The 13,415-nt window shown below is 63.1% G+C and carries 10 protein-coding genes; 7 read left to right on the plus strand and 3 right to left on the minus strand.

Annotated elements, in window-relative coordinates; translation table 11 throughout:
* The first annotated feature begins 76 nt into the window (after window positions 1-76).
* The 4 genes from G361_RS0118315 to G361_RS0118335 all read left to right on the plus strand — a co-directional run bounded on the left by G361_RS0118315 (window position 77) and on the right by G361_RS0118335 (window position 4,478).
* Complete coding sequence (locus tag G361_RS0118315; RefSeq protein WP_019928560.1) at window positions 77-1,294, plus strand: hypothetical protein; 1,218 nt, start codon at window positions 77-79, stop codon at window positions 1,292-1,294.
* A gap of 5 nt (window positions 1,295-1,299) precedes the next feature.
* On the plus strand, window positions 1,300-2,052 hold the full coding sequence (locus G361_RS0118320) for a glycosyltransferase family 25 protein (protein WP_019928561.1): 753 nt from the start codon (window positions 1,300-1,302) through the stop codon (window positions 2,050-2,052).
* An 83-nt stretch (window positions 2,053-2,135) separates the two neighbouring features.
* Window positions 2,136-2,941 (plus strand): IS5 family transposase gene (locus G361_RS48400; RefSeq protein ID WP_231386913.1). Its coding sequence is split into 2 segments (ribosomal slippage): window positions 2,136-2,471 and window positions 2,474-2,941, totalling 804 coding nucleotides; the frame shifts between segments, so codons are not numbered across the junction.
* 133 nt (window positions 2,942-3,074) lie between these two features.
* Window positions 3,075-4,478 carry an IS1380 family transposase gene (locus G361_RS0118335; RefSeq protein ID WP_019925568.1) on the plus strand — a complete coding sequence of 468 codons (1,404 nt, stop codon included), beginning with the start codon at window positions 3,075-3,077 and terminating at the stop codon, window positions 4,476-4,478.
* Between the two features lie 140 nt (window positions 4,479-4,618).
* On the opposite strand, the gene G361_RS0118340 is transcribed toward G361_RS0118335, so the two are convergent.
* The 3 genes from G361_RS0118340 to G361_RS44045 are packed head-to-tail and all read right to left on the minus strand — an operon-like array spanning window position 4,619 to window position 6,596.
* On the minus strand, window positions 4,619-5,278 hold the full coding sequence (locus G361_RS0118340; RefSeq protein WP_019928565.1) for a hypothetical protein: 660 nt from the start codon (window positions 5,276-5,278) through the stop codon (window positions 4,619-4,621).
* The gene (locus G361_RS0118345; RefSeq protein WP_019928566.1) at window positions 5,275-6,066 is read right to left on the minus strand and encodes an alpha/beta hydrolase; all 792 of its coding nucleotides are present in this window, start codon (window positions 6,064-6,066) and stop codon (window positions 5,275-5,277) included. The genes G361_RS0118340 and G361_RS0118345 overlap by 4 nt, the downstream gene beginning before the upstream one ends.
* Window positions 6,048-6,596 (minus strand): hypothetical protein, encoded by a 549-nt coding sequence (locus G361_RS44045; protein ID WP_019928567.1) that lies wholly within the window; start codon window positions 6,594-6,596, stop codon window positions 6,048-6,050. Before G361_RS44045 ends, G361_RS0118345 begins: the two co-directional genes overlap by 19 nt.
* Window positions 6,597-7,181: 585 nt before the next feature.
* Here G361_RS44045 and G361_RS0118355 point away from each other — a divergent pair.
* The 3 genes from G361_RS0118355 to G361_RS0118365 are packed head-to-tail and all read left to right on the plus strand — an operon-like array spanning window position 7,182 to window position 13,314.
* On the plus strand, window positions 7,182-8,927 hold the full coding sequence (locus G361_RS0118355) for a class I SAM-dependent DNA methyltransferase (protein WP_026343186.1): 1,746 nt from the start codon (window positions 7,182-7,184) through the stop codon (window positions 8,925-8,927).
* A complete protein-coding gene (locus G361_RS47030) occupies window positions 8,927-10,183 on the plus strand; it encodes a restriction endonuclease subunit S (protein ID WP_019928569.1) in 1,257 nt (418 codons plus the stop codon). The genes G361_RS0118355 and G361_RS47030 overlap by 1 nt, the downstream gene beginning before the upstream one ends.
* Window positions 10,183-13,314 carry a type I restriction endonuclease subunit R gene (locus G361_RS0118365; RefSeq protein ID WP_026343187.1) on the plus strand — a complete coding sequence of 1,044 codons (3,132 nt, stop codon included), beginning with the start codon at window positions 10,183-10,185 and terminating at the stop codon, window positions 13,312-13,314. Before G361_RS47030 ends, G361_RS0118365 begins: the two co-directional genes overlap by 1 nt.
* The last annotated feature ends 101 nt before the right edge of the window (window positions 13,315-13,415 follow it).

Below are 13,415 nucleotides of genomic sequence, written 5' to 3' on the forward strand. Positions count from 1 at the left end.
ATTTCTGGACACGCGGTTGGCGTGGCGATGGAATATCGGCGGTACAGGCGAAGTCGGTTGGACATATCGTGGACAGATGGTGCTCAGCTCGCCGCCGTCGATCGACCAGGTCAAAGAGTGCTTGATCAAATTGCGCCAGGGCCCGGCGCTCGCACGTCCGACCACGTTGCTGACCGCGCTGGATACGCCGGTCCGCGACTACCTCTCTCACGGGCGGCCGCACATTCCCGGGTCCGCAGAACAGGTGGCGCAACTCGACGCGACCATCCGATCGGCCATCGGACTGCTCTCCGACACCGAGCGACAGTTTGCTGAGGTGGATTTCAACCTCGTCAACGACCATCGCTTCCCGACACTGACCGAACGTCAGGAGTCGCTGGCCAGCCATCAGAAATGCGCAGCAAAGACCGTGCGCCGGCACGCCGCCAGAGCGCTGGACACCCTCGCCTACCTCCTGATCGCCAGCGGTACAACGGAAACGAAGCTCCCGCCCGCCGGACAGGAGCCGGCCGAATCCCGGCCCGAACCCGCCGCCGGTCCCGAGAACCTCGCCGATACGCTCCGCGCATTCTGGCGCCTCAGTCCGAACGCGAAGGTCGATATCGTGTGCTCCGAAATACCCGCCGACGAACGACCCGACTACGCGTCGCCGGCCGACCGGAACTACCTCCGGTACGCGAAATTCGCCGATCTCGACACTTTGATCTATATCCGGACACGGCTGGCCCAGCTCGCCCCGACCGTGGTTGTGCGCGACTTCGCACCCTCGGAGCACTACGACACTCACGCGGACGTCCTGGTCGTGATCGGAGGGCCACCCTGGAACGCCAAATTTCGAGAGTTTCTGCCGCAGTTGCCGTTCCACTTCGAACCGCACCCACTCGGCGAGGACGATCCCTTGGTGGTCCCTGCACTCGACGGCCTTTCCCTCGCCCCTCGCTGGACATCCCGAGGTGAACTGATCGAAGACCTGACGGTATTGACCCGCCTCACTGTCCAGGGCACCACCGTGTTCCTGCTCGGCGGGTGCCTCACTCTCGGCGTGCTCGGCGCGGCCCGTTGCCTGATGGATGCCGACCGCGGCCCGGTCAACGCCGCCTATCTCACCGATCGGCTCGGCGACGACGACTTCGTGCTCGTCACCGAGGTGCGGCGCGTCGGCGGCATCACCGATGTCGCCGACTTGACGATGATCGAGCCGCTCTTGGTCATCGCCCGCAGTGCCGGCGAAGGTTGGGGAGTGGTCACCGACAACACCAAACGGTTCGCCGGCCGACAGCACACCGGAAGCTGAGCACTGTGATCACCGTTCGTGACATCGCCACCTACGTGGTGAACCTGCCGCGCAGGCAGGACCGGCGAGCCTGGATCCACGCAAGTCTCCCGGACGACCTCACCGTCACCTACACCTCGGACTTCGATCGCAGCTTCGACGGCCGACACCTCGCCCTCGCTGACCTCGAAGCAGACGGCATCGAACTGTTCGACTGGCAAATCGACTCCAGCAACCCATGGTGGAACCGCCCTCTGAAGTTCGGCGAAATCGGCTGCACCCTTGCCCATCTGGCCTGCTGGTCGCACGCAGCCGACCACACCGACCAGCCATACGTTCTCGTCCTCGAAGACGATGCCGTCCTGGGCACCGCGTTCACCGAGAACCTACTGCACGGACTGAATCGCCTCCGGCAGGAGGCGGCGCCGTTCGAGCTGCTGTATCTGGGCCGGTACCCCCTCGAACCTGATCGCCAGGCTGCTGTCCCGGGGTTCGTGGTTCCTGGGTATAGCCACTGCAGCTACGCCTACCTATTCACCCGGACCGCTCTCGCGACGCTACTTGCCGTCGGCTTGCGGCAGGCCATCGTCCCAGTCGACGAGTTCCTTCCCGCGCTCTACGTTCCACATCCCCGCGAGGACCTGCGCACACGGTTTCCACCTCAGCTCACTGCATTGGCGTTCGATCCGCCGCTGGTTACCCAGCGCCCGAAAGAGGTCGCCGGCAGCGATACCGAGGACTCCGGCTTCATCGATACATCCGCGCACAGCGGAGCCTAAGACCGTGTCTTACGTGGTTGTGATTCGTTCGGTGTGTGCTGGATCTGGTTGTGCGGCATGATGTTCGGCTTGTGGTCGATGAGTTGTCGAAACGTCTTGTACCGGACGAGTTGTGGAGATTGGTCGAGCCGTTGCTGCCGGGGTTCGAGCCGCGGCCGCAGGGCGGCGGGACGGCGCCGGCCGATGAGCGTGCGGTGTTCACCGCGGTGGTGTTCGTGCTGACCAGTGGCTGCGCGTGGCGGATGCTGCCGCCGTCGTTCGGGGTGACCGTGCCGACCGCGCACCGCCGGTTCGCCGCGTGGACCGAAGCCGGCTTGTGGCGGCGGCTGCACCGGGCCGTGCTCGACGAACTCGGCAGCCGGGGATTGATCGACTGGTCGCGAGCCGTCGTCGATGCGGCCAGTGTCCGGGCGAAAAAAGGGGCGCTCTGACCGGGCCGAGCCCGGTCGACCGCGGCAAGTCCGGTTCGAAGATCCACGTCTTGTCCGATCGCATGGGAATCCCCCTGTCAGTAGGCATTTCGGCCGCCAACACCAACGACGCAGAGGCATTGAAACCGCTGGTGAAAGCGATACCCGCGGTCCGGTCACGACGCGGCCCACGCCGCCGCAGGCCGGGAAAACTGCACGCCGACAAGGCATACGACACTGCCGAACTACGCGAATGGGTGCGCGGTCGAGGCATCGGCGTCCGCATCGCCCGCAAGGGCGTCGAATCCTCCGAACGTCTGGGCCGGCAGCGGTGGGTGATCGAACGGACGATCTCCTGGCTGACCGGCTACCACCGGCTCAACCTCCGCTACGACCGCAAGCACACCCACTTCCTCGCGTTCCTCACCCTCGCCGCAGCACTGACCTGCCACAAGAAACTGGCGAAATCATCCACATGAGACACGGTCTAAGCCTGAATCCACCGATGAATTCGGTGTATTTGGGTGTGTCGAAATGAAGAAAGTGCCTTCTGACCTGGGATGATTGGAGTTACCACACAACAACCAAGACAAGTTCCGAAAGACACTTTCAGTGCGATTGTTCCACAGGTTCGCCGAGTCCTCGGCGAGGTTCGATGATGATGGCCTCGTGTCGGTGGCGGGGTTGGTTCCGGTGATGACCCTGGCCGAGCAGACGGGTCTGACCAGGCTGTTGACCGAGAAAATTGCCATCGACGCGCCACGAGTCAAGTCCGGGTCGGTGAACCCGGCACCGAAACTGGCCACGTTGATCGCCGGGATGTGTGCGGGTGCGGACAGCATCGACGATATCGGTCTGCTGCGCAGCGGCGGGTGCAAGACGCTGTTCAGTGGCGTGTATGCGCCCTCGACGGTCGGGACTCTGTTGCGGGAGTTCACATTCGGTCACGCCAAGCAGTTGGAGTCGGTGATGCGCGAGCATCTGCTGGCCTTGACCGCGCGCGCGGATCTGTTGCCCGGTGCGGCTGTGCGGACCTTCGTCGATATCGATTCGCTGCTGCGCCCGGTCTATGGCCACCAGAAGCAGGGCGCGTCGTACGGGCACACGAAGATTGCTGGGAAAAAGGTTCTCCGCAAAGGACTTTCACCCCTGGCAACCACGATCAGCACCGACCTGGCGGCACCGGTGATCGCCGGGATACGGCTACGCGCAGGTAAGACCGGCTCGGGCAAAGGTGCCGCATCGATGGTTACCGCCGCGATCGGCACCGCTCGTGCCGCCCGCGCCACCGGCATCGTGCTGGTGCGTGGGGACTCCGCATACGGCACCCGCAAAGTCGTGTGCGCCGCGTTGCGCGCCGGGGCACAGTTCTCGCTGGTACTGACCAAGAATTCGGCGGTCAACGCCGCGATCACCGCGATCGGCGAAGACCAATGGACTCCGGTGCGGTATCCCGGTGCCGTGCGTGATCCCGATACCGGTGAGTGGATCTCCGACGCCGAGGTCGCCGAAATCTCTTATACCGCTTTCGCTTCCACGAAAGACCGGACCACCGCGAGGCTGATCGTGCGCCGGGTGAAAGACGCCCGATACCCCGATGCCCTGTTCCCGGTCTGGCGGTATCACCCGTTCTTCACCAACTCCACCGAGCCCGTCGCCGATGCCGACATCACCCACCGCAAACACGCCATCATCGAAACCGTGTTCGCCGACCTGATCGACGGGCCACTGGCTCACATTCCGTCCGGGAAATTCGGCGCCAACTTCGCCTGGGTCCTGTGCGCCGCGATCGCCCACAACCTGCTGCGCACCGCCGGAATACTGGCCGGTGGCCGACTCGGCCGGGCCCGCGGATCGACCCTGCGCCGCAAAATCATCACCATCCCCGCCCGGCTCGCTCGCCCTCAACGGCGTCCCATCCTGCACCTGCCCCGCTGCTGGCCCTGGGCGGACGCATGGCTCACGTTGTGGCACAACACAATCGGTTACACACCACCACAACCCGACAGCATCTGACCATCCCCGCCCGACGGGCCCGAACCGAGGACTCACGTGGAAAAGCTGGCCAGGCCAGCGGCTACCCCACGCCCGAAACCCGCTGGTCCGCGCGCCGCAGGCGCGCGGACCAGCACGAAACCCCCGTCAGTGGATTCAGGCTAAGCTCGTGACTGGCCAGACCAGTGTGCGATCAGCGCGGAAAGCCTTCGACCCGACCACTTCTCGATCGGTGTATGCCGATTGAGACCGGTCACGACGTGCTCCGGTGGGACGTCCTTGGTCACCACAGCGCCAGCAGCGACATAACTCCGTGGCCCGACCGCCACACCACCGACCACCCTGGCACCGAAACCAACTATCGAGTCGGCGGCGATAACCGGCGGGGCCTCGTCAACGCCCCACCAGCCCAAGTCCGGTCGCGAATATTCGTGCACCAAGTCGCCCATAACCGTGGCGCGGTCACCGATAACCGTTGCGTCGCAGATGAATCCGGCAACACAGGCATCCTGCCCGACTTGGACCCGATCGCAGATATACGCACCGTGAACGACGCGGGTCCGGTCCCCGAACCTACAGCCGTAGCCGATCCGAGCACGATCCTCGACCACGCAGTCGATACCGAATCGGGTGCCCTCGTGGACAATGACATGGTTGAAGACCAGGCAGCGATCGCCCATCACCACCGGATCGCCAATCGAGCTTTCACCACGTTGAGCCGCCCGAATGCGGGCTTCTTTCGGATACCCGAACACGCAGTGCTCGCCCACAACCGCTGCCTCGCCGAGGCGGACCGGCGCATACAGGCTCTGAAGGTTCATGCCATCACCGCAGACTGCTCCACCAGCCAATCGGTCGTCACCGAGATCGCTTCGTCCTCCCGCTCTCGTGAATCGAAGCCATGATCAGAGCCGGAGATGGTGTGCAGCAACACCTTCTCCCGCCTACCAGCAGCATCTGCGGCGATCGGATACGAGACCGCCGAATCTTTGTCGCCGTGCACGATCAAGGCCGGGACACTGCTGGCCAGGAACTGCTCCGACGGCCGGTAGCGGTCGAACTCGCAGAACAGCACTCGTCCGAGCTCGAACGCACCATCCACGACCAGAAACCCTCTGTCGCGCAGACGCTCCTGCGCCTCGGGCCCGAAATTCTCTACGCCCCAGGGCAACTCCGGCGCCAAGAAGGTATGACGAAGGTCCAGCACCGGATTCCACAGCACAAGCCGATGAAGACGATCCTCCAACCACGGCAGCGACAACGCTGTGGAGACAGCACCGAAGCTGGCCGCCACGACCGACACCGGTCCCGTGAAGCGCTCGGCCACAAGAGTCACAGCGGCCTGCAGATCGAGGCACTCGCCCGCGATCGTCACCCCGCGCTGCGTTCCACCGCTGCCGCCGTGGCCACGAAACGAGAAGCGGGCCACGTCGAAACCGGCCGCCACCAGTCGCTCCGCCAGCCGGACGAACATGCCTCCTCCCTCATCCATGTCCACGGTGACGCCGTGCACCAACAGGACGACACCGCGGCACGGCGAGCTCACAGCCGGGTGCAGCGCAGCCTCCAGCCGTATTCCATCCACTGAGATCAACTCGACACGTTGCATCCACCGACTCCGTTTCCACGGTCATCCGACGTCGCCCACAGAGCATCCATCGTCTCGTGAGACACCACAGTGCACAATTCGCGCGACGACGCGAACGTCATGTTGACGATCGTCCGGCGACCGCGAGCAATCGGGTGTACCCGATGCAGAGTGGTGTTCGTCCGCATCACGTAGACATCGCCAGCCAGCACGTCGAGCCGACGCACCTTACGCTCACGAAGGGTTTCTTCCACATCCGGGCGCGCCTTGTCCCAGGCGGTGTCAGGCACGCACTCGACGAACCCGCCATCGGCCGGCGGGGGGCACTCGGCTACCCACACGAGCGCGAAACTGTAGTCGTCCCAGTGCCATCCGTGAGTGTCGCCGGCCCGATCGAGCTGTGTGATCACAAACTGCTCCGGCTCATACGGACAGCGGTGCACGGGCTCACCGACCACTATCGTCAGCCAGTCCAACATGACGGTGGATCGGTACAGGGACGGAATCACCGATCCCCCTGCCTTGATCGCTGCGCGCGTGACGTTCCACATGCGCCGCGGGGTACACCCAGATTCAGGTATCGAAAGCTCACGGCGAACACCTGCGTCCCTAGCCAAGCCAACAGCTTCCACACCTACCGCATGCCGGACCTGAGCGGGGATCAGCGGCGTAACCACCGCAAACCCCAACTGCGCGAAATCTTGCCGCGCCGAGGCGGCCAATGGATCTCCAGCTCTCGAACGATTTCGAGGCATGGCCTGGCACATTGTCATAATGATCAGGCTCTCCCACGCTTGCACGCAAGCCGTGTCCGGGTCCATCTCTGTACGCCGTCCGGGCGCCTGGTTCGTCGCCGAACCTTCTTGCGCCACTGTGGGTCTGATCGGATCCGACCAAGAGGGGAGCCTTACGACAATCTGAGAAGAAATCGTCGCACTACCCGTCGAGATGGTCGTAGCGCGAAGGATTCGCTGAGCGGGCCACTGCCGACCTCGTGCCACACAGGGTGCCGTGATACGCGATGATGTTCTCGTGACGCACCGGCTGCTGCAGACTGTGCGCCTGTTCGGACGGCGCGCACGGGCTCGCGCTGGGCGTCCAACATCCATCGTCGAGTGAGCCCTGTAAGGAGCCGTGTGAGCACCCTCGGTAGCTTCATTTGGTCGATTGCCGACCAACTTCGGGGTCCCTACCGCCCCAACCAGTACGGCAACGTGATCCTCCCGCTCACGATCCTGCGGCGCCTAGACTGCATCCTCGAACCCGACCTGGAGATTGTGCGCGAGCTGGCGGCGAAGTACGACAACCCCAACCGGCTCAAGATCGAGGTCAAGAAGGCCACTGGGCGGCCGTTCTACAACACCTCGAACTACTCCTTCGCCAATCTGCTGGCTGACGCTGACGGGCTGGCGGACAACCTTGCCGACTACATCGACCGGTTCTCGCCTGATGTCGATGTGTTCGAGTACTTCGACTTCAAGAAGGAGATCCTCGCCCTGGAGAAGGCGGAGCTGCTGCGTGAGGTCGTCAAGTCCTTCAAGGCCGTCGACCTGCATCCGGACGTTGTCTCCAACGCCGATATGGGTGATGCGTTCGAGTACATCATCCGCAAGTTCAACGAGGCCGCGAACGAGACCTCCGGTGACCACTACACCCCGCGGGACGCGATCCGGCTGCTGGTCGACCTGCTCTTTGCCGAGAAGGACGCCGACCTGACCGAGGCTGGCATCGTCCGCACGCTGTACGATCCGACCGCGGGCACCGGCGGCATGCTCGCCTTGGCCGAGGAGCACCTGCTCGCACAGAATCCCGACGCGAAGCTGAGCCTGTACGGCCAGGAGTACAACCCGCAGTCGTACGCGATCTGCAAATCGGATCTACTGGCCAAGGGACACGACGCGACCAACATCGCCTTCGGTAACACGCTCACCGATGACGCGTTCAGGGGCCGCCAGTTCGACTTCTGCATGTCCAATCCGCCGTACGGCGTTGACTGGAAGCAGTATGCCAAGGCAATCACGAAAGAGCACAACGAAGCGGGTCCTTATGGCCGGTTCGCCCCTGGCCTACCGGCGACCTCGGATGGGCAGATGCTGTTTCTGCTCCACCTGGCTCACAAGATGCGCGCCCGCGAGGACGGCGGCGGCCGAGTAGGCATCGTCATGAACGGCTCGCCGCTCTTCAACGGTGCCACCGAGTCCGGCCCCTCCAACATTCGCAAGTGGCTGCTGGAGCACGATCTCGTTGATGCCATCGTCGCGCTGCCGACAAACATGTTCTTCAACACCGGTATCGCCACCTACATCTGGATTCTCGACAACACCAAGCGTCCCGATCGCCAGGGCCTGGTCCAACTCATCGACGGCACGTCGTTCTGGACCAAGATGCGTAAGAACCTCGGCGCAAAGAACCGTGAGCTCAGCAAGGGTGACCGCGCCAAGGTGGTGCGTTTGTACACCGACTTCACCGACGCCGATCCGGATTATTCCAAGGTGCTCCGCAACGACGAGTTCGGCTACTGGACCATCACTGTCGAGCGCCCGCTCCTTGATGAGTCCGGCAACCCCGTCGTCGACCGCAAAGGCAAGCCCAAGCCGGACACGAAGAAGCGCGATACTGAGAACGTCCCGTTTACCTATGGCGGCTCGACAGCTGGCGCGGCCAGTAGAGTCGAGGTCATCCGGGCGTATTTTGACGCCGAGGTGAAGCCCCATGTGCCCGACGCCTGGATTGACTGGGGCAAGATCAGGACTGGCTACGAAATTCCCTTCACCCGCCACTTCTACAAGTACATCCCACCGCGTTCCCTCGCCGAGATTGATGCCGATCTGGAGAAGCAGGTCGCCAAGATCCTCGATCTGCTGCGGGAGGTCGAGGACTGATGAAGTTCTATGCCGAGATGAAGCCAACAAACTCCCCGTGGCTGGGCGAGGTGCCAGCGCATTGGGAGGTCAGCCGTTTCCGCTTTGAGGCGGTGATCAACGGCGGGCAGGTAGACCCTCGCGAAGAGCCGTGGAGCAGGATGACGCTGATTGCTCCCAACCACATCGAGAGCAACACGGGCAAAATCATCGGCGTCGAAACGGCAGAAGAGCAGGGCGCCGACAGCGGTAAGTACCTCGTCGCGCAGGGACAACTCGTGTATTCGAAGATCCGGCCAGCGCTCAACAAGGCGGCGATCGCTGAGACGGAAGCGCTATGCAGCGCCGATATGTACGGCATATCATTCGCCGATAAGGTCGAGCCGCGATTCGCTCTCTACTACTTCTTGGCGCGGCCGTTCCACACATTTGCGACGATCATCTCAATGCGCGTCAAGATGCCGAAGGTCAACCGCGAAGAGTTGGCCGACGCGCCGTGGCTTGTTCCTCCGCTGGACGAGCAGTGCGCAATCGCCGACTACCTCGACCGCGAGACCGCCCGTATCGACACGCTTATCGAGGAGCAGCAGCAGCTGATCGGGATGCTCAGCGAACGGCGGGCAGCAGTCATCTCATCAGCCTTGGCACCGACCGACTCGTGGACATGTCACAGGATCAAGCACATCGGTGAGACCAGCCTGGGGAAGATGCTCGACGCGGGCCGTGCGATACGCGATGGAGACCAGCCAAGGGCGTACGTCCGGGCGGCGGATGTTCGTGCAGACGGCTCTGTGAACCTCGTGGACCTCAACGAGATGCCGTTTTCCGACGCAGAGATGGAAGTTTTCGACCTCCGCGCGGGCGACGTTCTCTTAATCGAGGGCGGCGCCACGGTGGGTCGTCCAGGGTTCATGGTCGAGTCGGCACCGGGGATCGCCTTCCAGAAGACCGTCAACCGCCTGCGGGTCGGGCCACGGGTGGATGCTCGGTTCGTATATTGGTCGATGCTCCGCCTCTACGAGTCTGCCTACTACGCCAATCATTACGGGTCGGTCTCATTCGTTCACCTCACTGGCGAGAAGCTGAGGGAAATCGAACTTCATCTCCCGCCACTCGACGAGCAGCAGGCCATTGCGACATACCTCGACGAGCAAACCGCGAAGATCGACGCGCTGATCGCCGAGACGCGGCGGTTCATCGAGCTCGCCCGCGAGCGTCGGTCGGCGTTGATCACGGCGGCGGTGACTGGTCAGATCGACGTGCAGGAGATGATGTGATAGCCGACCACAACGAGGCTGTCTTCGAGTCCGAGATCTGTGCGTATTTGAACGCCCACGGGTGGCTGTACTCGGCGGACGACGCTGGCTACGACCGGGAGCGGGCGTTCTTCCCCGAGGATCTGTTCGCTTGGCTGGAACAGACCCAGCAGCCGGCGTACGAGAAGGCTTTGAAAGCCGCAGGCTCGAAGGCGAAGTTCCTCGACGTGCTGACCACGGCGCTCGACAAGCCTCTCGAACACGGCGGAGGGACGTTGAATATCCTGCGCAACGGGGTGCACTACATCGGCGGTGGCCGACTAAAGATGGCCCAGTTCCGCCCCGAGACCAGCCTGAACGCGACCACCAACGAGCAGTACGCGGCGATGCGGGTGCGGGTGATGCGGCAGGTGCATTTCTCCACCGCTGACCAGCGCAGCATCGATCTGGTCTTCTTCGTCAACGGGCTGCCGGTCGCCACCGTCGAGTTGAAGACCGACTTCACCCAGTCCCTCGATGACGCGATCAATCAGTACCGCAAGAGCCGGCATCCGCTGACCAACGGGCGGTCGGAGCCGCTGTTGTCGTTCGGGCATCGCGCGCTGGTGCATTTCGCGGTTTCCAACGATCTGGCTGCGATGACCACCCGACTTGAGGGGGAGAAGACGCAGTTCCTGCCGTTCAACATCGGTCACGATGGTGGTGCGGGCAACCCGCCTGGTGCCGAGGGAAAGTCGGCAACGGCGTACCTGTGGGATCGGGTCTGGGAGAAGGATGCCTGGCTCAATATCATCGGCCGGCTGATGATCGTGGAGACCAAGCAGGAGTGGGATGTTGCAACTGGGACGTCGGTGCGGCGTACGAGCATGCTGTTCCCTCGGTTTCACCAGTGGGAGGCCGTGACGAACATCGTGGCTGGAGTGAGCGAGGAGGGGGTGGGGCATCGCTATCTGATCGAGCACTCGGCAGGGTCGGGGAAAACGAACACCATCGCCTGGACCGCGCATCGACTAGCGCGGCTGCACGTGAGGGACGAGAAGGTCTTCGACTCGGTGATCGTGGTCGTGGACCGCACCGTGCTTGACGGGCAGCTGCAGGAGGCGATCCGGCAGATCGACGGGTCGGGGAAGATCGTGGCCACGATCAGCCTGGAGGATGTTCGCAAAGCGGGAGCGAAGTCGAAATCCGGGCTGCTGGCAACAGCTTTGAAGAACGGGGAACTGATCATCGCGGTGACGGTGCAGACGTTCCCGTTCACCCTCGACGAGATCCGGGCCGACTCGTCGTTGAGGGGGCGCCGGTTCGCGGTGATCGCGGACGAGGCGCACTCCTCACAGTCCGGCCAGATCTCCTCCAAGCTCAAGGCTGTGCTGACCGCGGAAGAGCTCAAGGAGATCGAGGAGGGCGGTGCGGTCGACGTCGAGGCGATCCTGGCCTCGGAGATGACCGAGCGGGCCGAATCGGAGAACATCTCCTACTTCGCATTCACCGCGACACCGAAGAACAAGACCCTGGAGCTCTTCGGTCGCAAAGGTCCTGACGGCAAGCCGGTCGAGTTCCACCTCTACTCGATGCGGCAGGCGATCGAGGAGGGCTACATCCTCGACGTGCTCAAGGGCTACCAGACCTACGACACCGCACTGAAGATCGCCGGCAAGGCCGAGAGCGGCGACGGCGAGGTGGAGGAGGTCGCGGCACGTAAGGGGCTGATGCGATGGGTGAAACTGCATCCGACCAACATCAGCCAGAAGGTGCAGATCATCGTCGAGCACTTCCACGCCAACGTCGCCCACCTGTTGGAGGGCAAGGCGAAGGCGATGGTCGTGACCGACTCGCGCAAGGCTGCGGTGAAATACAAGAAAGCGATCGATGTCTACATCGCCAAACGGGCCGCGATGGACGCCTCATACAACTACCGCACCTTGGTCGCCTTCTCCGGCTCGGTGACGATGGCTGAGGACGAGAAGTGGGCTTCAGACTGGGGGCCGCAGCCGAGCAAGGACGACGAGTTCACCGAGGTTAACCTGAACCCTGGCGCCGGCTCAGACCTGGCCGCCGCCTTCAAGGGTGCGACGTACAAGATCATGCTAGTCGCCAACAAGTTCCAGACAGGGTTCGACCAGCCGCTGCTCTCAGCGATGTACGTCGACAAGAAGCTCTCTGGCGTTACTGCCGTGCAGACGCTTTCCCGGCTCAATCGCACCCATCGTACTGCGGGTGGGGAGCAGAAGCGCAAGACGTTCGTCATCGACTTCGTGAACGAGCCTGAAGATATCCAGGCTGCGTTCGAGCCGTACTTCACTAATGCCACCCTGGAGATGGAGACCGATCCATACGTTGTCGTCCACCTCGCCACAAAGCTCGCCCAGGCCGGGATCTATACGCCGGAACAGGTTCGTGAGGTCGCCGAACTGTGGGTCACTCGCAAGGGCAACAACGCGCTCTCGGCCGCGATCAGCCCGGCCAAGAACGACTTCGCCCGCCGCTACGCGGCAGCGATCGAGGCCGACGACAAAGTCACCCTCAACACCCTCGACCTGTTCCGCAAGGACGTCTCCACCTACGTCCGGCTCTACGACTTCATGAGCCAAATCGTCGACTATGGCGACCCGTACATGGAGATGCTATCGATCTTTCTGCGGCTGCTGGAGAAGGTCATCGCGGACTCCTCCTGGGCCGCGGAGGTCGATCTTTCCGACGTGGTCCTGGTCGGGGTCAAGCACACCAAGGGGACTGCGGTCGACATCTCGCTGACCGGTGACGGTGAGCTCAAGGGCATCGGCGCCGCGGGCACCGGCACCCGGAAAGAGCCGAAGTATGTCGCACTACAGGTAGTCATCGACAAGATGAACGACCTCTTCGGCGCCGAATCGTTCACCGCATCGCAGGTCCGTGAGTTCGTGCAAGGCTTGGTGCAGCGGCTGCTCGCCTACCCAGACTTGGTCAACCAGACCAAGGTGAACTCGAAGAAGCAGTTCATGGAATCGCAGGACTTCCAAGCAGCGGTCACTGACGCGGTCATCGACAACCAGGAGGCCCACAACACCATGGCCGACTACTTCTTCAGCGACGGCCCTGGCATCAGCGCTGTCATAATTGCGCTCGCAGACGCCTTCTACGAGGCCGCGCTCGATCAGCAGACAGATGTGTGAGCAGTCTCTGGTCATGTGGATCCCGGCAGGCGCCGGCTGCTTGGACTACCGTGTACTGCCCGCTGGTGGGGCTGCTGCACCATCCGGTGACGGCGCGGCCC

The sequence above is a fragment of the Nocardia sp. BMG111209 genome, assembly GCF_000381925.1.
Lineage (GTDB): Bacteria > Actinomycetota > Actinomycetes > Mycobacteriales > Mycobacteriaceae > Nocardia.